The organism is Bradyrhizobium sp. CCBAU 45389 (assembly GCF_028128625.1).
GTDB classification, from domain to species: Bacteria; Pseudomonadota; Alphaproteobacteria; order Rhizobiales; family Xanthobacteraceae; genus Bradyrhizobium; species Bradyrhizobium liaoningense_B.
Window position 1 is genome coordinate 107160 of sequence record NZ_LBIY01000083.1, and the last position, 22051, is coordinate 129210.

23 protein-coding genes are annotated in these 22051 nt (G+C 65.1%); 7 read left to right on the plus strand and 16 right to left on the minus strand.

What is annotated here, in order from left to right; genetic code table 11:
• Positions 1-133: 133 nt before the first annotated feature.
• Both XH79_RS14290 and XH79_RS14295 read right to left on the minus strand, forming a co-directional pair.
• On the minus strand, positions 134-1465 hold the full coding sequence (locus XH79_RS14290) for an MFS transporter (protein WP_271582084.1): 1332 nt from the start codon (positions 1463-1465) through the stop codon (positions 134-136).
• Between the two features lie 144 nt (positions 1466-1609).
• On the minus strand, positions 1610-2503 hold the full coding sequence (locus tag XH79_RS14295; protein ID WP_271582085.1) for a transcriptional regulator GcvA: 894 nt from the start codon (positions 2501-2503) through the stop codon (positions 1610-1612).
• Positions 2504-2613: 110 nt separating this feature from the next.
• Between XH79_RS14295 and XH79_RS14300 the strand changes: the two genes are divergently transcribed.
• Positions 2614-2817: a DUF1127 domain-containing protein gene (locus XH79_RS14300; RefSeq protein ID WP_018643363.1), complete on the plus strand. Its 204-nt coding sequence runs from the start codon at positions 2614-2616 to the stop codon at positions 2815-2817.
• Positions 2818-2901: 84 nt separating this feature from the next.
• Entirely contained in the window at positions 2902-3525 is a 624-nt protein-coding gene (locus XH79_RS14305) for a GNAT family N-acetyltransferase (protein WP_271582086.1), read from the plus strand.
• 50 nt (positions 3526-3575) lie between these two features.
• Here the strand turns inward: XH79_RS14305 and XH79_RS14310 are convergent, their stop codons facing one another.
• Positions 3576-4418, minus strand: coding sequence for an oxidoreductase (locus tag XH79_RS14310; RefSeq protein ID WP_271582087.1), 843 nt, complete (start codon positions 4416-4418; stop codon positions 3576-3578).
• A gap of 120 nt (positions 4419-4538) precedes the next feature.
• Here XH79_RS14310 and XH79_RS14315 point away from each other — a divergent pair, with 120 nt between their 5' ends.
• Entirely contained in the window at positions 4539-5429 is an 891-nt protein-coding gene (locus XH79_RS14315; protein ID WP_271582088.1) for a LysR family transcriptional regulator, read from the plus strand.
• 50 nt (positions 5430-5479) lie between these two features.
• Here XH79_RS14315 and XH79_RS14320 read toward each other — a convergent pair whose 3' ends face one another.
• The 3 genes from XH79_RS14320 to XH79_RS14330 form a co-directional block, all read right to left on the minus strand.
• Positions 5480-5650: an RNA polymerase sigma factor region1.1 domain-containing protein gene (locus XH79_RS14320; protein WP_271582089.1), complete on the minus strand. Its 171-nt coding sequence runs from the start codon at positions 5648-5650 to the stop codon at positions 5480-5482.
• 308 nt (positions 5651-5958) lie between these two features.
• Complete coding sequence (locus XH79_RS14325) at positions 5959-6789, minus strand: enoyl-CoA hydratase (protein ID WP_271582090.1); 831 nt, start codon at positions 6787-6789, stop codon at positions 5959-5961.
• Positions 6790-6905: 116 nt separating this feature from the next.
• Entirely contained in the window at positions 6906-7607 is a 702-nt protein-coding gene (locus XH79_RS14330; protein WP_271582091.1) for an SDR family NAD(P)-dependent oxidoreductase, read from the minus strand.
• 243 nt (positions 7608-7850) lie between these two features.
• Between XH79_RS14330 and XH79_RS14335 the strand changes: the two genes are divergently transcribed.
• Together XH79_RS14335 and XH79_RS14340 are read left to right on the plus strand one after the other, a co-directional pair.
• Positions 7851-9635: an acyl-CoA dehydrogenase family protein gene (locus XH79_RS14335; protein ID WP_271582092.1), complete on the plus strand. Its 1785-nt coding sequence runs from the start codon at positions 7851-7853 to the stop codon at positions 9633-9635.
• 44 nt (positions 9636-9679) lie between these two features.
• A complete protein-coding gene (locus tag XH79_RS14340; RefSeq protein ID WP_271582093.1) occupies positions 9680-10768 on the plus strand; it encodes a Zn-dependent alcohol dehydrogenase in 1089 nt (362 codons plus the stop codon).
• Between the two features lie 169 nt (positions 10769-10937).
• On the opposite strand, the gene XH79_RS14345 is transcribed toward XH79_RS14340, so the two are convergent.
• The 8 genes from XH79_RS14345 to XH79_RS14380 form a co-directional block, all read right to left on the minus strand.
• Positions 10938-11291, minus strand: coding sequence for a nuclear transport factor 2 family protein (locus tag XH79_RS14345; protein ID WP_271582094.1), 354 nt, complete (start codon positions 11289-11291; stop codon positions 10938-10940).
• Positions 11292-11391: 100 nt separating this feature from the next.
• Positions 11392-12864: an amidase gene (locus XH79_RS14350; protein WP_271582095.1), complete on the minus strand. Its 1473-nt coding sequence runs from the start codon at positions 12862-12864 to the stop codon at positions 11392-11394.
• Between the two features lie 239 nt (positions 12865-13103).
• Entirely contained in the window at positions 13104-14075 is a 972-nt protein-coding gene (mbfA, locus tag XH79_RS14355; protein ID WP_271582096.1) for an iron exporter MbfA, read from the minus strand.
• 67 nt (positions 14076-14142) lie between these two features.
• Positions 14143-15291, minus strand: a complete 1149-nt coding sequence (locus tag XH79_RS14360) for an alpha/beta fold hydrolase (RefSeq protein WP_271582097.1) — start codon at positions 15289-15291, stop codon at positions 14143-14145.
• A 119-nt stretch (positions 15292-15410) separates the two neighbouring features.
• Positions 15411-16280, minus strand: a complete 870-nt coding sequence (locus XH79_RS14365) for an MBL fold metallo-hydrolase (protein ID WP_271582098.1) — start codon at positions 16278-16280, stop codon at positions 15411-15413.
• A gap of 13 nt (positions 16281-16293) precedes the next feature.
• Positions 16294-16905 carry a glutathione S-transferase family protein gene (locus XH79_RS14370; protein ID WP_212342271.1) on the minus strand — a complete coding sequence of 204 codons (612 nt, stop codon included), beginning with the start codon at positions 16903-16905 and terminating at the stop codon, positions 16294-16296.
• Positions 16906-17091: 186 nt separating this feature from the next.
• Positions 17092-17934 (minus strand): fumarylacetoacetate hydrolase family protein, encoded by an 843-nt coding sequence (locus XH79_RS14375; protein WP_212342270.1) that lies wholly within the window; start codon positions 17932-17934, stop codon positions 17092-17094.
• A 222-nt stretch (positions 17935-18156) separates the two neighbouring features.
• A complete protein-coding gene (locus tag XH79_RS14380; RefSeq protein ID WP_271582099.1) occupies positions 18157-19005 on the minus strand; it encodes an MBL fold metallo-hydrolase in 849 nt (282 codons plus the stop codon).
• Between the two features lie 132 nt (positions 19006-19137).
• On the opposite strand from XH79_RS14380, the gene XH79_RS14385 reads away from it, so the two are divergent.
• Complete coding sequence (locus XH79_RS14385) at positions 19138-19614, plus strand: DUF3775 domain-containing protein (protein ID WP_212342266.1); 477 nt, start codon at positions 19138-19140, stop codon at positions 19612-19614.
• Positions 19615-19664: 50 nt separating this feature from the next.
• Here XH79_RS14385 and XH79_RS14390 read toward each other — a convergent pair whose 3' ends face one another.
• Positions 19665-20447 (minus strand): SDR family oxidoreductase, encoded by a 783-nt coding sequence (locus XH79_RS14390; protein ID WP_212342264.1) that lies wholly within the window; start codon positions 20445-20447, stop codon positions 19665-19667.
• Between the two features lie 201 nt (positions 20448-20648).
• Positions 20649-21161 carry a CvpA family protein gene (locus tag XH79_RS14395; protein ID WP_271582100.1) on the minus strand — a complete coding sequence of 171 codons (513 nt, stop codon included), beginning with the start codon at positions 21159-21161 and terminating at the stop codon, positions 20649-20651.
• Between the two features lie 122 nt (positions 21162-21283).
• On the opposite strand from XH79_RS14395, the gene XH79_RS14400 reads away from it, so the two are divergent.
• Positions 21284-22045, plus strand: coding sequence for an SDR family oxidoreductase (locus tag XH79_RS14400; protein ID WP_271582101.1), 762 nt, complete (start codon positions 21284-21286; stop codon positions 22043-22045).
• Positions 22046-22051: the final 6 nt, after the last annotated feature.

Consider the following 22051-nt stretch of genomic DNA (forward strand, 5'->3'; position numbering starts at 1 on the left):
ATCTCTCCCCACGGGCAGCGCTCGATGCGGAGAGACCGTCACCCCACCCCGCTTCGCATTTCGCTTCGCTGCATGCGAAGCGACCCTCCCCCTCAAGGGGAGGGTTAAGAGGCAGCGATGATTGACGTGACCCTCAATGCCCCGCAACCGGTTCCGCCGCCGCATCATACGTCGGCACCGCCTTGCCGCCGTCGCGATAGACGATCGACGCCGCGATGATGCCGAGCAGTGCGGCAAACATCAGCCAGGCGCCGGGCGCGGCCTTGTTGCCGGTGTAGTCGATCAGCCAGGTCGAGGCGAACGGCGTGAACGTGCCGAACAGCGCGGCGGCGAGCGCGAAGGCGAGCGAGAAGCAGGTGGTGCGCACATGTGCAGGCACGATCTCGACGAGGGCGCCGAGCATGGTGCCGCTGTACATGCCGAAATAGAACGAGAACATCATCTCGACCGCGAGCAGCTTGCCGAAGGTCGGCGCGGCCACCAGCCATGACAGCGCCGGATAGGCGGTGACAAGCGAAAGACCCGCGATCCCGATCAGCACGGGCTTGCGCCCGATCCGGTCGGACAGCGCGCCGCCGACCGGATTCCAGATGAAGTTGGTGACCGCCACCAGCAACGTCACGAGCAGCGCATCCTGCGTCGACAGCTTCAGCACCGTCTTGCCGAAGGTCGGCGTGTAGACGGTGACGAAGTAGAACGTCGTCGTGGTCAGGATCGCGATCATCATGCCGAGGATGACGATGCGCCAGTTGGCGAGCGCGGAGGCGAACACTTCGCTCGCGGTCGGGTGCTTCTTCATCGCGAGGAACGCCGGCGTCTCTTCCAGCGTGCGCCGCAGGAAGAAGATCAAGGGAATGATCAGGCAGCCGACGAAGAACGGAATGCGCCAGCCCCACGCGGCCACCGTGTCGGCCGGCAGCACCTCGGACAGGAGATAGCCGAGGATCGAGGCGACGAAGATCGCGACCTGCTGGCTCGATGACTGGAACGAGGTGTAGAAGCCGCGATTGCCGGGCGTTGCGATCTCAGCGAGATACACCGACACGCCGCCGAGCTCGACGCCGGCGGAGAAGCCCTGCAGCAGGCGGCCGATCAGCACGATGACCGGCGCCGCGATGCCGATGGTCGCGTAGCTCGGGCAGAACGCGATCACGACGGTGCCGATTGCCATGATGCCGAGCGTGACGATCAGGCCCTGGCGGCGGCCGATGCGGTCGATATAGGCCCCGAGCACAATCGCGCCGACGGGGCGCATCAAGGCGCCGAGCCAGAACACGCCGAACGTGTTGAGCAGCGAGGCGGTCTCGTTGGTCGAGGGGAAGAACGCCTTGCCGATCGCGGCGGCGTAGAAGCCGAACAGGAAGAAATCGAACTGCTCGAGGAAATTGCCGCTGGTTGCGCGCAGGATCGCGCCGATGCGCGACTTGATCACGGGCGGATTGGTTGAAGTGGCTGGTCCAGCCATGGCGTTGCTCCCCTTGGAAAGACGTGGCCGGACCGGAACTCATTTCACGGCAAGGCGACAGATTGAAGCTGCGACAATCTGTCATCCCCTTCCCGCGCGGAGACGGGGGAGTCAACCGGTTTTCCGGAGGAAGCTGATGATTTTTCAGGCCTTATTTTGCGTTGCAGCGAGGATCCATTGGCGGAACGCGGTGAGCTTCGGCGCCTCCCGACGGCCGTCGGGAGAGACCAGGTAAAACCCTGCATCCGCCGGCAGCGCGATCTTGAACGGGACCACCAGCCGTCCCTTGGCGATGTCGTCCTGGACGTAAGAGGTCCGTCCCATCGCCACGCCCATGCCGTCGATCGCCGCCTGCACCGTCATCAGGGTCATGTCGAAGGTGATGCCGGGCTGCCGGGAGATGCCGGCCGAAAGGCCCGCCGCCGTCAGCCACAGCCGCCAGTCGTCACTGACGTTGGTGTGCAGCAGCACGTGGTCCTTCAGATCCTCCGGACGACGTAGCGGCTTGTCACCGCGCAGCAGCGAGGGGCTGCACACCGGGAACAACTCGTCCGCCATCAGCCAGTCGGCGCGCAGGCCCGCCCATTGGCCGCGCCCGTAGCGGATCGCGACATCGACATTGTCGCGCTGGAAATCGACCAGGCTGGTCGAGGTGGTGATGCGGACGTCGATGCCGGGATGGCTCTCCTGGAAATCGGTCAGTCGCGGCAGCAGCCACTTTGCGGCAAGCGAGGCGATCGTCGACACCGTCAGCACCTTGTCGTCGTCCTTGCGCAAGAGGCGATCGGTGGCAAGGCGCAGGTCGTTGAAGGCGGCGCGCACGCCCGGCAAATAGTCCCGCGCCTCCGGCGTCAACGCCAGCGCGCGGTTCTGCCGGATGAACAGGCGGATGCCGAGCTCCTCCTCGAGCCTGCGGATCTGATGGCTGATCGCGGTCTGGGTCACGTTCAGCTCGCTGGCCGCCAGCGTGAAACTGAGATGGCGCGCGGCGGCCTCGAACGCCCGCAATCCGTTCAGGGAGGGCAATCTGGCAGTCATCTGGCAGCAGGATGCATGACGTTATTTCATGCGAAAGAGTACAAATTGTCGTTTGTCGCAGCGCACTTGGAAGCAGATATTAGCGGCCAACTTAGCTCCAGGAGCTGAAAATGTCTACTTTGACCGACAATTCGATGACAAATCATCATGCGCACGGCCTGCTCTACCAGATCGGTGAGACCCTGCACGTCTGGCACGAGCGCTACCGGACCCGGCGCGAGCTGACCCACTGGACCGCCCGCGATCTCCATGACGTCGGGCTGTCCTGGTCCGACATCGCCTACGAGGCCGACAAACCCTTCTGGCGGGCCTGATTGGCCGCCAGGCCGGCGCCGCCTGAGCACAGGGGCGCCGGCGGTCCCTTTTTGTGAAGGGCAAATTTCTTAAAGGCTCGTGTCATGAGCACTCTCCGCCTCGAAGACCTGAAGCAATATTCGGATACGCTGCGCACCCGCGATGGCACGACGCTCAACGTTCGCTTCGTCGAGCCGCGCGACACCGACGAACTGCAGCACTATTTCCGCTCGCTCTCGACCCGCTCCCGCTACAACCGCTTCTTCGGCGCTATCAGCGAATTGCCGAAGGCCCTGCTGCACGATTTCCTCGAGGTCGGCGCGCGCGAACGTTTCACTGTCGTCGCGACCATGATGGTCGACGGCTTCGAGACCATCGTTGCCGAGGCGCGCTATGCGTTGCATGCGGAAACCGCGACGCTCGAGTTCGGCCTCTCGGTCGGTGACCGCTGGCACGGCCACGGCATCGCCACCGCGCTGATGAAGAATCTCGAATGCCGCGCGGCCGCGCTTGGAGCCGAGCACATGTTCGGCGACACGCTGCGCTCCAACGAGACCATGATCTCGCTGGCGCGCAAATCCGGCTTCGCTTTCGTCAACCATCCCGATGACTGGAAGCTGGTGCGCTTCGACAAGGAGATCAGCGTCGCGCCGAAAGACATTCCCTGCGCGAGCTGGCGCCTCGCCGCCCTTTCCCGTCAGGCCGACAGCCCCTCAGCCTCGGCCTGACACCACTGCAAGCCCGGCCTGGTCATCCAGCGCCGGGCATTTTTTTGCCCTCATTTGGCATCGTCATCGATGAAGTCGGTCGAGGTCGCGACCGTCCGCCAGCCCGCCAGTTCGCGCGCGACGAGGATGTTCTTCGCCTCGATCCGTTCCACGGTGTCGCTGCCGAGCGGCAGCCGTAGCGGCGGGTTTTTCGCATCGACCAGTTTCAGGAAGGCCTGCGCCAGCTTGCGCGGATCGCCGCGCTGGCCGCCATTGACGTCGGCCGCGTGCGCGCGGGTCTTGCCGACGCTCTCGTGGTAATCGTCGATCACCTGAGCGGTGCGCGACAGCGAGCTCTCGTCGAGGAAGTCGGTGCGGAAGAAGCCCGGCTCGACCACGGTGACCCTGATGCCGAGCGGCGCGACTTCGCCGGCCAGCGCTTCGCTGATTCCCTCGACCGCGAATTTGGTCGCGCCATAGACGCCCCAGCCGGGAAAACCTGCGTAGCCGCCGACCGACGAGATGTTGATGACGTGGCCGGAACGCTGGCGGCGCATATGGGGCAGCACCGCGCGGGTGACACTGAGCAGGCCGAACACGTTCGTGCCGAACAGCTTTTGCGTTTCCGCATCGCTGGCTTCCTCGATCGCGCCCAGCAGGCCGTAGCCGGCATTGTTGACGAGGATGTCGATGCGGCCGAACTTTTTCACGGCCTGCCCGGCGGCTTCGTGCGCTTCTGCTTCGCTGGTGACGTCGAGCCGGGTGGCCAGCAGCCGCTCGTGCGCGCCGAGGCGTGCGGTGACGGTCGAGGGATCGCGTGCGGTTGCGACCACGGCATCTCCCGCCTTCAATGCCGCTTCAGCGATCAGCGCACCAAATCCGCGGGACGCTCCTGTGATGAACCAGACACGCATGGTGTTGCCCTTTCAATTTGGGCCCGGCGATGTGCCGAAGCCGATGGGCAAGGTGTAGCGGCTCGCCATAGCTGAGATAATCCGTTATATGTTCCACAAACTACTGAGAATAGTTCATCAATGCGGATCGACCCGTCCGACCTCGCGACCTTCCTCGCCATCGCCCGCCACCGCAGTTTTCGCGCGGCCGCGACGGAGCTTGGCGTCACGCCCTCGGCGCTGTCCCATGGCCTGCGCACCATCGAGGAGCGGCTCGGCCTGCGGCTCGTCAACCGCACCACCCGCAGCGTGGCGCTCACCGAAGCGGGCGAGCTTCTGTTCGCCCGCATCACGCCGGCCTTCCGCGACATCGACGACGCGCTCGAGGATCTCAACAATTTCCGCGGCAAGCCCGCCGGCACGCTGCGTTTCACCGCCGCGCGCCAGTCCGCCCAGCTGGTGCTGCTGCCGGTCGTGACGCGCTTCCTGAAAGAGTTTCCTGATGTCAGCGTCGAGATCGTCATCAACGATTCCCTGATCGACATGGTCGCGGCCGGCTTCGACGCCGGCGTCCGCTTCGGTGAGACCATTGCCGCCGACATGATCGCCGTGCCGATCGGCCCGCGGCACCGTTTTGCCGTGGTGGCCGCGCCCACCTTCTTCAAATCGCACAAGCAGCCAGCCAGGCCGCACGACCTGAAGGGCCTGCCCTGCATCCGCTACCGCTTCACCTCGGGCGCGCTCTATCACTGGGAGTTCGAGCGCGGCGGCATCGAGCTCGCGATCGATGTCACGGGGCCACTGACCATGAACGACCAGGATTTGATGGTCGATGCCGCGTTGGATGGTGTCGGCCTTGCCTACGTCTTCGAGCAGCAGGTCGAGGCGCTGCTTGCCAAACGCAAGCTGGTGCGCGTGCTCGCCGACTGGTGCCCGGCCTATCCCGGCTTCTTCCTGTACTACCCCAGCCGGAGGCAACTGCCGGCCGCGCTAAGGGCGTTCGTGGATTTTGCGCGGGCGCCAGCCAAGTAGCGAGCTGCGTAGCCCGATGGAGCGCAGCGCAATCTGGGCTACGATAAGGCCTATTCTTCCTCGATCCAGATACCCCGCTCGCTTAAAGCGGTGAGTATGGCCTCGATGTCCTCCGGTTCCGCCTCAGTCGACGGCATCAACTCGTTGAGTTGATCGAACGTAATATAGCCCGTCTTCTCCGCCAGGATGGCGGCCTTCCGGACCACCTCAGACCAATCCATTCAGCACTCCCAAAAATAGGGTCCCTACTATATGGAATGATCGAATGGTTCGGCCCGCGCAGTGCGTGGAGCGCAGCGTAATCTGGGATTCTTTCTGCACTCGCATCCCGTGATCCCCGCGCGACCGCGAAGCGGTCGTCGCTGGAGGTGCGAGGCATGGGACGCAACGCGTCCCATGGGGAGCCTCGAAGGATGCACGGCCCCGCTGCTCGTGAAACGCGACTCGCAGCGACAGCCGGGCTGTCGCCCTTCGAGGGCCGCGAAGGGGCGGCCACCTCAGGGTGACGGTCAGAGATTGCCGAATCTTGCTACTTCCCCGCAAACACCGCCTTCCGCTTCTCGATAAACGCCTGCACCGCCTCCTTGTGGTCCGCCGTCGTGGTCAGGCGCACCAGTCGCTCGGCTTCATGGTCCCTGGCGGTTTCGAAGTCGAACAGCAGGGCCTCGTCGAGATTGTCCTTCATGTAGCGCAATGCCAGGCGCGGGCCTTCGGCGAGTGACTTTGCCAGCGCGAACGCCTCGGTCTGCAGCTTGTCATCAGGCACGACGCGGTTGACGAGGCCGATCGCTTCGGCACGCGCGGCGTCGACGCGGTCGCCGGTGAACATCAATTCGCGCGCCCGCGCGGTGCCAATGATGCGGGTCAGCAGCCAGGCGATGCCGTAGTCGCCGCTGAGCGCGATGCGGGCATAGCCGGTGGCGACGAAGGCCGACTGCGCGGCGATGCGGATGTCGCAGGCCATGGCGATGGCAAGCCCGGCGCCGACCGCGGGGCCGGGGAGTGCGGCGATGGTCGGCTTGCGTACCGACACCAGCGCGCCGGTCAGCAGCCGCTGCCGTTCCTGCAGGTCGGCGATGCGGTCGTCCAGCGACATCTCCAGCTTTTTGGGGTCGCGATGCGCGCCCATGCCCTTGACGTTGCCGCCGGCGCAGAACGCTTCGCCCGCGCCGGTGAGCAGCAGCGCGCCGACGTTCGGATCCTCGGCGCAGGTCCGGATCATGGTGCGCAGCGCCGGGGTCAGCGCATCCGACAGCGAATTGCGTGCCTCCGGCCGGTTCAGCGTGATGACGGCGACGCGGTCGCGGATGGTGCAGAGGAGTTCACTGGTGCCGGTGTCGATCGTGGTCTCGCTGCTCATTGTTCCTCCCTGCTCTCGTAGGGTGGGCAAAGCGAAGCGTGCCCACCATTGCCTATCGTGCCCGAGATGGTGGGCACGGCGCTTTGCGCCTTTGCCCACCCTACGGCAGCTCGACTTCAAAACTTCTCCACCCAGGGCCGCAGCTCCAGCTCCCAGCTCCAGGCGCTACGCGGCTGCTGCAACACGTTCCAGTAGCTCTGCGCGATGGCATCGGGATCGAGCATCGAATCCGGCTTGTCGGCCGGTTCGGTGCGCGCCGCGCTGCGGATGCCGCCGTCGATGACGAAATGCGCAACATGGATGCCTTGCGGCGACAATTCGCGCGCCAGGCTCTGGGCGAGGCCGCGCAGCGCGAACTTGCCCATCGCGAAGGAGGCCGACTGCGCATACCCCTTGACGCTGGCGGAAGCGCCGGTGAACAGGATCGCGCCGTGCTGGTTCGGCAGCATGCGCTTGGCGGCCTGCTGCGCCACCAGGAAGCCGCCATAGGCGCTGACCGCGATCGCCTGCGCCACGTCGGCCGGGATCAGATCGACGAACGGTCCGCGCGTGCGGCCGCTGGCATTGTAGACGACGAGGTCGGGCGTGCCGATCTCGCGCTCGACGAGGCCGAACAGCCGCTCGACCTCCTCCGGCTCGGTGGCGTTGCAGGCATAGGCCTTCGCGCCGGTCTCGCTGCAGAGAGCGCCCAGCTTCTCGACCTTGCGCGCCGCCAGCGCGACGCGGATGCCTTGCGCGGCGAGCAGTCGCGCCAGCGAGGCACTCAGGCCTTCACCGGCACCAACGATGAGCGCGATCTTGTATTTCGGATGTTCCATGGCGTGATCTCTCGGGAGGAGGGAGCCGCTGATCTATGCATGGGCCGTGCGGACAACCAGCCAGAATCCAGGGCCAGCCGATCACAATTCCGCAGAGCGAATTGCTCCTTCACGGCGATCATGCCTCCCTGACAATTTGCGGCTTTATCGTGCTTCCTGGCTGGAGCATGATCGACATCATCCAAAGCGGCAAGCGCCAAAACAGCGCAAAATGTCCGCGGGACGGAAACGAAGAGGACGATCATGCACAAGCCGGTCACAGCGCAGCCGAAACATGTCGCGGCCGAGCCATCCGGCCTGCTGGCGCCTGATACGTCAGGCATGAATTTCTATCGTGCCGATCAGGCGCTGACGGATCTGCTCCGCATCCATCTGCCGGATAATCTGTTCCGCCATATCGAACCGCATCTCGACCGTCTCGGCGAGATGGCCGGCGGCGTGCTCGACGAGTGCGCGCGGCTCGCCGACCGGCATACGCCGGTGCTGCACCAGCGCGACAAGTTCGGGCGCGACGTGCAGTCGATCGAATATCACCCGGCCTATCGCGAATTGGAGAACGCCGCGTTCGGCCAGTTCGGCATCCACGCGCTCTCGATCCGCAAGGGCATCATGGGCTGGCCGGACAAGTACCCGGTCGTCGCCAAGCACGCCTTCACCTTCCTGTTCAACCAGACCGAATTCGGCATGGGCTGCCCGATCAACGTCACCGACGGCTGTGCGAAGCTGCTGGCGAATTTCGGCAGCGAGGCGCTGAAGGAAAAATATCTGGACGGACTGACCTCGACCGACATGAGCAAGCTGACGCAAGGCGGCCAGTTCATGACCGAGAAGGAGGGCGGCTCGGACGTTGGCACGCTGACCACGCGCGCGGTGCAGGAGGGCGACCATTGGCGCCTCTATGGCGAAAAATGGTTCTGCTCGAATGCCGATGCGAAAGTCGTGATGCTGTTGGCGCGCCCCGAAGGCGCCGGTCCCGGCACGCGCGGCGTCGGCCTGTTCCTGATGCCGCGCTTCCTCGATGACGGCGCGCAGAACCACTACCGGATCGTGCGGCTCAAGGACAAGCTCGGCACGCGCTCGATGGCCTCGGGCGAGATCAAGCTCGAAGGCGCGATTGCCTATGCGGTCGGCAAGCTCGATCGCGGCTTCGTGCAGATGGCCGAGATGGTGAACTCGTCGCGGCTGTCGAACGGCGTCAAGTCGGCCGCGTTGATGCGCCGCGCTTATCACGATGCGATGACTGTGGCGAAGAACCGCGTGGTGTTCAGTCAGCGCATCATCGATCTGCCGCTCGGGCGGCGGCAGATGCTGAAGATCATGCTGCCGGTCGAGCAGGCGCTGTCGATGAGCTTCCTCACCGCCGACGCGCTCGACCGTGCCGAGGCCGGCAGCCAGGATGCGGCGGCGCTGCTGCGCATCCTGACCCCGACGCTGAAATTCCGTGCCACCCGCGATGCGCGCAAGGTCTGCGGCGATGCGCTCGAGATGCGCGGCGGCATCGGCTACATCGAGGAATTCGCCACCCCACGCCTGCTGCGCGATGCGCATCTCGGCTCGGTCTGGGAGGGCACCGGCAACATCGTCGCGATCGACGCGCTTCGGCGCGCGGTCGGCCGCCATGGCGCCGAATCCGCGCTCGCCGCCGATCTGCATGCGCGGCTCGACGACAGCGCCTCCGTGCCGCAGGCCTGGCGCGACAATTTGCGCGGCCTTGTCGATCGTGCGGTCGGCTTCGCGCGCGAGGTCGCGGGCAAGTCCGAGAACGAGGCCGATGCGCGCCGCGCCACCAGCGTGCTCTATCATGTCGCCAGTGCAGTGGCGCTCGCCTGGGAGGCGCATCGCATTCACGAGATGCGCGGGGACGCACGACGCCTGCTGCTGTCGCGCCTCGTCATCGACCATCGCGTGTCGCCGAGCGATCCGTTCCGGCTGACGGAAAATGCCGCGCAAGCGAAGATCGCCGCGCTGCTGCTCGGTGATCGCGATGCCGGCATGAGCGAGGTTGGCGAACTGGTTCTGGCAGCGTAGGCTGCGCGCCGCGATCAAACAAAAAACGCGATAGGGAGTGTTCGATGAAGGCCGCCGTCCTCTATGAAATCAACCAGCCGCTGGTCATCGAGGATGTCAGCCTGCCGAAGCCGGGGCCGCGAGAGGTCCTGATCCGCACCGCGGTCGCCGGCCTCTGCCACTCCGATCTGCACTTCATGGAAGGCCTCTATCCGCATCCGCTGCCCGCGGTGCTCGGACATGAGTCGGCCGGCGTGGTCGAGCAGGTCGGCTCCGATGTCACCTATGTGAAACCGGGCGATCACGTCGTCACCTGCCTGTCGGTGTTCTGCGGCACCTGCGACAATTGCACCACCGGCCGCACCGTGCTCTGCACCGACGCGACGGTGAAGATGCTGCCGGGTGTCTCCAACCGCATGCAGTGGTCGAAGCCGGAGAAGCTGCACCAGTTCCTCAATCTCTCCTCCTTCGCCGAGCAGATGCTGGTGCACGAGAACGCCATCGTGAAGATCCGCAAGGACATGCCGCTCGATCTCGCGGCGCTGATCGGCTGCGGCGTCATCACCGGCTATGGCGCGGTGGTGAACACGGCGAAAGTGACGGCGGGCGAGACCGTGGCGGTGATCGGCTGCGGCGGGGTCGGCATGGCCGCGATCAACGGAGCGCAGATCGCGGGCGCCGGCCGCATCATCGCCATCGACACCAATCCGGTAAAACTCCAGCTCGCGACCAAGCTCGGCGCCACCGACATCATCAATCCCGCCGACGGTGACGTCGTGAAGCAGGTCCGCGACCTCACCAATGGCGGCGTGCATCACGCCTTCGAGGTGCTCGGCCGCAAGGAGACCGCGGAGCAGGCGTTCGGCATGCTCGCCGCCGGCGGCACCGCCACCATCGTCGGCATGATCCCGTTCGGCCAGAAGATCGAGCTGCACGGCTTTGACTTTTTGCGCGAACGCCGGATCCAGGGCTCCTCGATGGGCTCCAACCATTTCCGCGTCGACATGCCGAGGCTGGTGGATTTCTATTTGCGCGGACGGCTGCACCTGGAGGATTGGATCTCGGCGAAGCTGAAGCTCAGCGAGATCAACGAGGGTTTTGCCAACATGAAAGCCGGCAAGACGTTGCGCAGCGTGATCGTGTTCGACAGCTGAGCGCTGGCGTTCACCAGCGCAGCTACAAAACAGGTGTCATCGCCCGCGAAGGCGGGCGATCCAGTACTCCGCGGCGGTCGTTCGTTTGCACAATTGCCGCCGCGGAATACTCGATGCCCCGGTCAAGCGTGGGCATGACAGTGGAGGGTGTGGAGGCAATGGGCTCACCTCACCGCGACACGTGCGCCGACACGGCGAGCCACGTCCCGTTCTTCTTCGCCCAGCAATCGGTGTACCGCCCCGTCGCCTGCTGGCCGTCGGCCGTGGTGTAGCTGGTCGCCGCGTGGATGATGGCGAAGTCGCCCATGATGCGGATGATGACGTCATACGCATGCAGGTTGCGGATCGCGATCGGCTGCGCCGTCTGCTGCAGGAAGGCGGCGCGATCGACCAGCGTCTTGTCGGGATTGGAGCAGTAGAACTCCGGCGCAAGGATCTCGTCGAAGCGCCTGACGTCGCAGGCCTGCACGGCGGCGACGTAGTCGCGGTTGAGCGCGGTGAGCTGTTCGAGGTCCTGGCTCATGGTGCTTCCTCCCTCCCTGTCATCCCAGGGCGCGCGGAGCGCGAGCCCGGGATCTCGAAGTCATGTTACTCCATCCGGGCTACGGAAATCCTCGAAAGCATCAGTCGTCAAACATCTTCGGCGGCACGAACCCGCCGAACTCCCTCTCGATCAGCTCGGCGAGCTTCAGCGGCGTGCGGTCCTCCAGCCACGGGCCGACGATCTGGACGCCGACGGGCAGTCCGTCTTTCGACAGGCCGAGCGGAACGGCCGTCGCGGGCAGGCCCGGAAGCGTCGCGATGCCCGGCCAGGCGAGCTGGTCGGAATAGGGGTAATCCTTGCCGTCGATGCTGATGCGTCGCAGGCTCTGTTCCGGCAGATGATCATGCGGATAAGCCGGCGTCGGCATGATCGGGCAGATCACCGCGTCGAAATTGTTGAACAGCGCTCGCCATTTCGCCCGCAGGCCGGCGCGGTGACCTGCGTCGAGGATCCAGGCGCGGTGGCTTGCAATCGTGCCGCGCAGCCGCTCGGCGCCGAGGCTGCGGTCCTCCGGCGACAATTGGCTGGCCCGTGCCCGCGAATCCGCCAGCACCTCGGGCAGGAAGAACGCGCCGAGGAAGCCCAGCAGCATGCGCATGTAGAGCCGCGAGGTCTCCGCGAAATCCGGCAGCAGCGCGCTCTCGCGCGCGACCGTGACGCCGGCCTTCGTGAGATCGGTTGCGAGCTTGTCGATCGCGCCGCGGACGTCCCGGTCGGTCGGCAGCAGCGGATGGCTGTCGATCACCAGGACGCGAAAGTCCCGCAGCGACTGATGCCGTGCAGCCGGCAGGTCGAGCTTGTAGGCGACACCGGCTTCCAGCGGATCCGGTCCGGCCATGACGTCGAGCAGCAAGGAGAGATCCGCAGCGGTGCGCGCCATCGGGCCGATGACGGCGAGGTCGCCTTCGCGCGGAAGGGCTGGAAACGGCGGCGGGGTCTCGCCGCGCGCCGGGCAGAGATTGATGGTCGGCTTGTGCGCGAAGATGCCGCAATGAAATGCCGGCACGCGCAGGGAGCCGCCGATGTCGGAGCCGGTGGCGAGCGCGCAATAACCTGCGGCAAGGGCTGCCGACGATCCCCCGGACGATCCGCCCGGCGTGCGGCCGAGATCATAGGGGTTGTTGGTGGTGCCGTAGATGTCGTTGTAGCTCTGCCAGTCGGCGAGGCCGACCGGCACGTTGGTCTTGCCGAGGATCACGCCGCCGGCCTCTTTGATGCGGGCCACCGGCAGTGCGTCTTCCACGGGCCTGAAATCCTTCTGCGGCACGAACCCCCAGGTCGTCGGCAGGCCGGCGATGTTGAAGGATTCCTTGATCATCACGGGCAGGCCGAGCAGCGGCTTGCGCTCGCCGCGGGCCAATGCGGCGTCCGCCTCGCGCGCGGCGCCGAGCGCGCGATCGAAATCCCGGACGCAGATCGCGTTGATCTTGCCGTCGTGACGCTCGATACGGGCGATCGCATCCTGCGTGAGCTCGACCGCCGAGACCTTCTTCGCGCTCAATGCGGCTGACAGCCCGACCGCACTCTTGAAACTCCATTCCGATTTGGCCACGCGCGTCTCCCGCTCTGGTTGTTAGAGGATGATGCGCAGTTTGGCCGAACGCCGCAACCGCTGTTTGATGGTGATTGATGTGTGGGCGGGACGGAACGGATGGAGTCAAGAACTCGCTGTCATCGCCCGGCTTGACCGGGCGATCCAGTACGCCGCGGCGGGAGTTGTGTGAACGAACTGCTGCCGCAGCGTACTGGATGCCCCGGTCAAGCCGGGGCATGACAGCGAGTGTGTGGCCGCTACGCTGCTCCGATCAATATCCCCACTGCCAGCACGATGGCGCCGCCGAGAACGATCTGGAACACGGCCTGGAGGAACGGCGTGTCCATGTAGCGCGAGCGGATGAAGGCGATCGCCCACAATTCGAAGAACACGACGACGCAGGCGATTCCCGTCGCGATCCAGAACGCATTGGGCCAGCTGTCGGGCACCAGATACGGCGCGGTGTGGCCGAGCCCGCCGAGCGTCGTCATCGCGCCGCAGGTGACGCCGCGCAGCCAGGGCGAGCCGCGTCCCGTCAGCGAGCCGTCATCGGAGAGCGCTTCCGCAAACCCCATGCTGATGCCGGCGCCGATCGAGGCGGCGAGGCCGACGAGAAAGGTCTGCCAGTTCTGATGCGTGGCGAAGGCGGCCGCGAACAGCGGCGCCAGCGTCGAGACCGAGCCGTCCATCAGGCCCGCGAGGCCCGGCTGCACATATTGCAGCACGAACATGCGCCGGCGCGTGCGGTCTTCCTCGGCGCGCACGTCGGGCTTGAGGATCTCGTCGGTTAGCCTGGCGGCGGTATGCTCGTGGCTCTTCTCGGCCTCGGCGAGGTCGCCGAGCAGCCGGCGTACATTGACATCCTCGGCCTGCTCGGCAGCCTTGGCGTAGAAACGCTCGGCCTCGAGCTCCATGGTCTCGACTTCCTTGCGGATGGTGTCGAGCGGCAGGTTCTTGGTGAGCCAGATCGGACGGCGCTTCAGGAATCCCTTGACGTCCTCGCGGCGGATCGGCGGCAGGTGCTGGCCGAAGCGCTGCTCGTACATTTCCAGGAGCATGTGGCGATGGCCGCGCTCCTCCTCGGCCATCTGCTCGAACAGTTTTGCCGAGTCGGGATAACGCTCCTTCAGGTCCTCGGCGAAGGTCATGTAGATGCGGCTGTCCTCCTCCTCGGAGGAGATCGCGACCGCCAGCACCTCGCGCTCGGTCAGATCGGCAAAATTCTTCACGGCGGCCCTGTTTTCTTAGTTTAGAATTATTCTAAACTATATAGGCTGCGGTGGTTCCGAGGTCAAATCAGGCCTTGCCGGCCTTTGCGAGGAAGTCGAGCAGCAACCGGCTCACCTCGGCCGGCTGCTCCTGCTGCACCCAATGGCCGGCGCCGTCGACGAGATGGCAGCCGAGCATTTTTGTGCAGCCGCGCCCCTGCATCGCCTCGAACACGCCGGGGCGCTGATAGGTGCCCCAGTCTTGCTTGCCGGAGATGAAGCAGGAAGGCACGTCGATGCTGCGGCCCGCAAACAGCTGCATCTCGCTGTTGAGCATGCCCGACGTGCCGTAGCGATACCATTGCAAGCCGCCCTGGAATCCGGTGCGGCCATATTCGGCGCTGTAATAGGCGAGGTCGCTGTCCGGCAGCCATTGGTTGGAGGCGATCGCGGCGGGCGAGGGCATCTCCTTCGCGACCGTCTCGGCCATGGTCTCGCCGGCGTCCATCACATAGTAGGTCGGCAGCTTTGCAAGCTCGCCCGCGGACCAGGACTTGAGCGGATATGGCTTGTTGTCGGTCCAGTCCGCGCTCTTGTGATGATAATAGGCGCGCAGCAAATCATGCACGCCCTGCGGCGCGTGTTGCATGTCCGCGTTGGCCGGACGTGTCGCGTAGTACCATTGATAATGTTTGCGCGGACGCGGCAGCGCGGCGAGCTCGCGATGAACGGGGTCTTCGGCCGCAGGCTTTGCAGGACTATCAACCGTGTTGAAGGGAAGAGGCGGCGCTCCGCCGAAAGGCGCGCTCATCAGCGTCACCGAACGAAACACGTCGGGCCGGATCAGCGCGCACCACGCCGCGACCGGACTGCCGAAATCATGCCCTGCGAGATCGACCTGCCTGTAGCCGAACGCCGACACCAAAGCGAGCGCATCGCTCACCAAATTGGGGAGAGAGAATGGCGCGAGGTCGTCGTCATAATTCGCGGTCCATCCCGTGGTGCGGCCATAGCCGCGCTGGTCCGGCGCGATCACGTGATAGCCGGCCTCCGCGAGCGCCGGCATCACCTTGCGCCAGGAGAAGGCCAGCTCCGGAAAGCCGTGCAGCAGCAGGATGCAGGGACGGCCTCTGGTCTCGAAACCGGCCTCGAGCACATGCATGCGCAAACCGTTGATGCCGTCGAGATAGCGCGAGCGGATTCCGGCGGGCAGGGGGATGTCGGGGAGATCGGGCATCGTTTCCTCCACTCGGGTGGAATCGTAGGGTGGGCAAAGGCGCAAAGCGCCGTGCCCACCATTTTTCAACGCGAGAGCATCGTGGGCACGCTTCGCTTTGCCCACCCTACGGCATCTCGCTAAACCGACTCACACACGAACGCGTTGCCCTTGCGCTTGATCTTCCCCACCGACGGCGAGGGGAAATGTGCCGTGCAGCACAGCGTATCGGTGTCGCAATAGCGCTCCAGGAAGCTGCGGCGCGTTTTCGCTGCCGCGGCCGGGTCGACGTCGAACTTGATCGACAGCTCCGGATAGAGCGTCTGCAGCGGCGAATGCATGAGGTCGCCGGAGAATACCGCGTCGTCCTTGCCGCGCCCCATCGTAACAGCGATATGGCCCGGCGTGTGACCGGGCGTCGGCAGGATGCGGACGTGATCGCCGATCTGATGGTCGTTGCCGACCAGCTCGTGGCGCTTGGCCTCGACCACCGGCAGCACACTATCGGCGAAAGGCGGAATCTCCGCCTTCGCATTCTGCTCGGACCAGTGGTCGAATTCCTGCCTGGCGAAGACGTAGCGCGCCTTGGGGAAGGTCGGCACCCAGCGGCCGTTCTCCAGCCGCGTGTTCCAGCCGACGTGATCGACGTGCAGATGGGTGCACATCACGAAGTCGATGTCGTCGACCGCAAATCCAGCGGCGTTCAGCGCACGCAGATAGGTGTCGTCGGTCTTCATGTTCCATTTCGGCCGATTGGGGCGCGGCTTGTCGTTGCCGATGCAGCTGTCGATCAAAATGGTGTGGTGCGGCGTCTTCACCACATAGGACTGGAAGCACAGCAGCAGCACGTCCTGCTCGTCCAGCGCCTGCGCTTCGCGCATCCACGCCCGGTTCTCGGCCAGCACCTCCGCCGTCAGTCCCGGCAGCATCTCCAGTGCCGGGACGAACGAGGTCTCCTGCTCGATGACGCGATGGATGGTGAGATCACCGACCGAGAACTTAAGGCTCATGAGAACTCCGCTCTTACGCCGCCGGCGGCACCGAGATCTTGACCGAGGGCCGCTCCAGCATCTTCTGGTGGAAGGCGTCGAGCTTCGGGTAGGCCTTGCGCCAGCCGCAATCGGCGAAGCGGAAATCGGCATAGCCGAGCACGCAGACGAGGCCGATCTGCGAGATGTCGAACGGGCCGTTGAGCACCTCGGGCATGTTCTCGAAGCGCGCCATGCCGGTCCAGGCCCGGTTCCAGTGATCGTCCGACCACGCCTGCCATTGCAGGCCCTGCGGCCGCACCATCTTCTCGTAGCGGCACAGCAGCATGGAATCGAGCATGCCGTTGATCAGCGAGTGATTGGTCTTGGCCTTCCAGCGCCGCGGACCGTAGTCCGGGATCAGGCCGCCGCCGGCCATCTCGTTGAGATATTCGACGATGACGTAGGAGTCCAAAATGACGTCGCCGTCATTGGTGATCAGCACCGGCAGCTTCTTCAGCGGCGTAATGCGCGAATAGTCCTCGTTGACCGTGCCCGGCGCGACGGTCGCGGGCGTCAGCTCGATCTTGTCGATCAGCCCGAGCTCGATCGCGGCGATGCGCACCTTGCGGGCGAAGGGCGAAGCTTGGGAGAAGGAGAGTTTCATGGGAAATAACCTCTATCCAGACATACGGTCCTCATCCCTAGGGAGCGCGCCCCTTGGCGCGCGTCTCGAAGGATGGACAGCGAGGGAGGGTCTCTCGTCACCCGGCGCGAACGTCGGGCGACTGTGCTTGTGGCGCATCCTTCGAGACGCGCGCGTTGCGCGCTCCTCAGGATGAGGGCGGAGGCCTTACGCCGCCACGATCTCCTGGCGCTGCTCGCCGAGGCCCTCGATGCCGAGCGTCACGACGTCGCCGACATTGAGGAAGGTCGGCGGCTTCATGCCGAGGCCGACGCCGGGCGGGGTGCCCGTGGTGATGATGTCGCCCGGCAGCAGCGTCATGAACTGCGAGACATAGGAGACGCACTTGGCCATGGAGAAGATCATGGTCTTGGTCGAGCCGGTCTGGCGGCGCTGGCCGTTGACGTCGAGCCACATCGACAGGTTCTGCACGTCCTTGATCTCGTCCTTGGTGGCGAGCCAGGGGCCAACCGGGCCGAAGGTGTCGTGGGACTTGCCCTTGGTCCACTGGCCCAGGCGCTCGATCTGGAAGGCGCGCTCGGAGACGTCGTTGCAGACGCAATAGCCGGCGACATAGTTCAGCGCGTCGGCTTCCGAAACGTACTTGGCCCGGGTGCCGATGATGGCGGCGATCTCGACCTCCCAGTCGAGCTTGGTCGAGCCGCGCGGCTTCTCCACCGCGTCGTTCGGGCCGGAGAGCGAGGTGTTGGCCTTCATGAAGATGATCGGCTCGGTCGGGATCGCGGCGCCCGTTTCCTTGGCGTGGTCGCTGTAATTGAGGCCGATGGCGACGAATTTCGAGATGCCGGTGACGGGCGCGCCGAACCGCGGCTTGCCGGAGACGGCGGGCAGCGAGGCGGGGTCGAGGGCCGCCAGCTTCTTCAGGGACTCCGGCGAATAAGCCTCGCCCGTGAGGTCCTTCACATGCGCCGACAGGTCGCGCAACTGGCCGGATTTGTCGATCAGGCCGGGCTTTTCCGCACCCTTTTCGCCATAACGAACAAGCTTCATTCTCGTTTCTCCCTGGAGATTGGACCGATCGGTTAAGAGCTTCATGGAACAGGGCGGCGGGAAATTCAACCGCTCAAAACGAGGTGCATTGCAGCCCTTACTTTGTAGGGTGGGTTAGGCCGCGGCTGCGCGAAGCGCAGTTCGGGCGTAACCCACCGCTTCTCTCTCCAAGGATGCAGACGTGGTGGGTTACGCCTTCGGCTAACCCACCCTACGACCGCGTCATTGCAGCGCCACAAGCCTGAACGCGTCCCCGTCGCGCCTGATGTGCCCGGCCGAAAAATGCCCGCCGATCACCAGCGTCTCCGTGTCGGCAAAGCGGCCGAACAGCTCGGCCCGCGTCGCCGCGGATTGCGCCTGGTCGGAATCGGCGGTCGAGGACCAGTTCAGATGCGCCATCTGGCAGGGATGGTGGGCGACGTCTCCGGTGAGCAGGCCCTGCTCGCCGCCGGATTTGATCAGGATGCTCATATGGCCGGGACTGTGGCCCGGGGTCGGGATCATGCTGATCTCGTCGCACAGCTGATGATCGCTCGGAATCAGATCGGCCCTGCCGGCGTCGACGATCGGCTGCACGGAATCGCCAAACACGGCGGCCTTGTCCGGCTCGGTGGAATGGTCGCGCCAGTGCTCGTATTCGGTGCGGCCGAAGACGTAGCGCGCCTTCGGGAAGGTCGGCACCCATTGGCCGTCGACCAGCTTCGTGTTCCAGCCGACGTGATCGACATGAAGATGCGTGCACAGCACCGTGTCGATGCTGTCAGGCGCAAAGCCCGCCGCAATCATGGTCTCCAGGAATGGCGTGGTGCGGTTGTTCCAGGTCGGGACGTTGCGGCCCTGCTTGTCGTTGCCGAGACCCGTGTCGACCACGATGCGCCGGTTCGGCGTTTCCACCACCAGCGAATGGATCGACATCTTCAGCCGGCCCTCCTCGGTGGCGAAATGCGGGATCAGCCAGGGCAGCTTGCGGATTTCATCGTTGCTCGCCAGCGGCAGGATGAAGCGGGTCGAGCCGACCGTCTCCAATTCCACCACCTTGGTGATTTTGACCCTGCCCACTTTCCACCGCATCGGGCGCCTTCCCCATGTTCTTGTTTTGGTGCCGAAACATGCGGTTTTCCGCCGTCAGGTGCAATGGATCATCTGGTGCGATGCGGCGTTATCGCGGGAACCCAAGAGGAAGCGACGCCAAGAGAGGCTGCCATGCCAGAGCTTGCAATTTCCGCCGAGAAAGTCGCCTTCATCATCGAGAAGGCGCGCGAATTCGACGTCAAGGAAGGGGATGCCGATCCCGATTCGGGCTCGAATCCGAGCGATGACGATGCGGTCGATGTGCTGGGGGATGACGGCTCCGATCCCGTCGCCAGCGAGCTCGGCGGCTTCATCGTTGCGCTGAACGAGGACGAGCAGGTCGATCTCGTCGCGCTGACCTGGCTCGGTCGCGGCGACGGCACGATCGACGATTGGGACGATTTACGTGCCCGCGCGGTGGAGGCGCGGTCCGAGTATCGTAAGCCCCGGCATGAAACGGTGCAGTACCTGCTCGGCGAGCCGATGCTGGGCGATCTGCTCGCCGACGGTCTCGATGCCTTCGGCATCGACTGGACCGACGAGCGCCTCAGCGCCGATTCCTCCGATCCCAGCGAGCGGGACGAGGACGAGCCGACGAAGCAGCGGTGATGTTGCGAGGCGCTCTCTCCCCGCAGCAGCGGGGAGAGAGCAAAGGGGCGTTACAGCGTGCCCGGGAACGCACCACCGTCCAGCAGAATGTTCTGCCCGGTGATGAAGCCGGCCTTGGCGCCGCAGAGGAAGGCGCAGGCATAGCCGAACTCGTCGGGCTGGCCGAAGCGCCCCGCGGGATTGAGCTTGGCGCGCTCGGCCAGGATCTGCTCCGGCGTCGTGCCGCGCTTGTCGGCTTCGGCCTTCGCGGTGCCGGTCAGGCGGTCGGTCTCGAACGGGCCCGGCAAGAGGCCGTTGATGGTGACGTTGTTGATCACCGTCTTGCGCGACAGGCCGGCGATGAAGCCGGTGAGGCCGGCGCGCGCGCCGTTGGAGAGGCCGAGGATGTCGATCGGTGCCTTCACCGCGGCCGAGGTGATGTTGACGATGCGGCCGAACTTGCGCGCCATCATGCCGTCGACGGTCGCCTTGATCAGCTCGATCGGGGTCAGCATGTTGGCGTCGATCGCCTTGATCCAGTCGTCGCGGGTCCAGTTGCGGAAATCGCCGGGCGGCGGGCCGCCGGCATTGTTGATCAGGATGTCGGGATCGGGGCAGGCCTTCAGCACCGCCTCGCGCCCCGCAGGCGTCGTGATGTCGCCGACGATCTCGGTGACCTTCACGCCAGGATAGGCCTTCCGGATCTCGTCCGCGGTCTTCTTCAAAGCTTCGGCGCCGCGCGCGGTCAGCGTGACGTCAACGCCGGCTTCCGCCAGCGAGATGGCGCAGGCGCGCCCCAGGCCCTTGCTGGATGCGCAGACGATGGCGCGGCGACCTTTGATCCCAAGATCCACTGTATCACTCCGTAATGTCAGGCAGGTTTTGGATGGGCCGCACTCTAGCCAACTGTGACGCGGCTGATAAGGGAGGGAGCCGCGTCAAAATGCATGGCGCGGCCCGCGGCGATGCAAACGGGCATGATCCGGAAAAGTGTGTAGCGGTTTTCCGAAAAGATCATGCCCAGACAATAAGCTAGAGCGCGATCCGATCGCGCTCTAGATGCGACGCTCCTGCTTGAGGCGGTCGATTACGGACGCCGCCTCCGGCGGCAGTGACTTGAAGCCCATCTGGCCGACCGTGGAGAACAACGGCCGCAGATGCGAGCCGGCGAGGAATGGCGGCTGGAGGTTCGCCGGCACGATCCGGTCGAACACCAGCACCAGCGTGGTGGCGACGAGGCCGACCCTGACGGCGCCGAGCGCGGCGCCGCCGAGCCGGTCGCCGATGCCGGCTTCGCCGATGGTGTCGTTCAGCGCGACGCGGCCGATATGGCCGAACAGCATGCCGACGACGACGAAGATGCCGAAAAACCAGATCCAGTTCTGCAGCAGCGGCGAGTTCGGATTGGCTGCAATCTGCGGCGCGATCAGCGGCATCAGCGCGACCGCGATCGGCGCGGCGATGAGATAGGCGAGGATGGTCATGGCGCTGCGGAGCAGGCCGGTCCTGAAACCGAGGCCCACCGCGACGGCGAGCGCGGCATAGACGGCGAAATCGAAACTGTTCATGAGCACAACCCTGCCTTGATGGAACGAATGAACGCCGAGCCGGTCATTCCGGTTTCAGATCGCTAAAATCGTCTGTATTGATTGGCTCCAAAGGATCAGGGGGCACGCGCAAGGACATCGTCATGTCAGGCCTATTCGACGTCAGTAAAGAAACCATCCTCGTCACGGGCGCGAGCCAGGGGCTGGGGCGGCAATTTGCCCGGGTGCTGGCCGCGCATGGCGCGGCCGTCGCGCTCGCCGCGCGGCAGACGGACAAATTGAAGAGCCTGGAGGAGGAGATCCGCGGCAAGGGCGGCCGCGCCGCCGCCGTCGCGCTCGACGTCACCGACACAGTTTCGATCGCAAGGGCCGTCGATGCGGCGGAAGCCGCGCTCGGTCCCGTCACGGTGCTGATCAACAATGCCGGCATCGCCATCGAGAAACTCGCGACCGAACAGACCGAGGCCGATTGGGATGCCGTGATCGGCGCCAATCTCAAGGGCGCCTATTTCCTCGCCACCGAGATCGTCCGCCGCACGATCGCGCGCAAGCAGGAAGGCAACATCGTCAACATCGCCTCCGTGCTCGGCACCGGCGTGCTCAAGGCGGTCTCTCCTTACGCGATCTCCAAGGCCGGCATCATCCAGGCGACCAAGGCGATGGCGCTGGAACTCGCCGGGCAGAACATCCGCATCAACGCGCTCGCGCCCGGCTATATCGACACCGAGATGAACCACGCCTTCTGGTCGACGCCCGCCGGCGAGCGCCTCGCCAAACGCATCCCCCAGCGCCGCGTCGGCGCCGAATCCGATCTCGACGGCGCGATCCTGCTGCTGGCGTCAAAGGCGTCGCGGTACATGACGGGGAGCGTGGTGACGGTGGACGGCGGATTCTTGCTGAGTTAAACACTG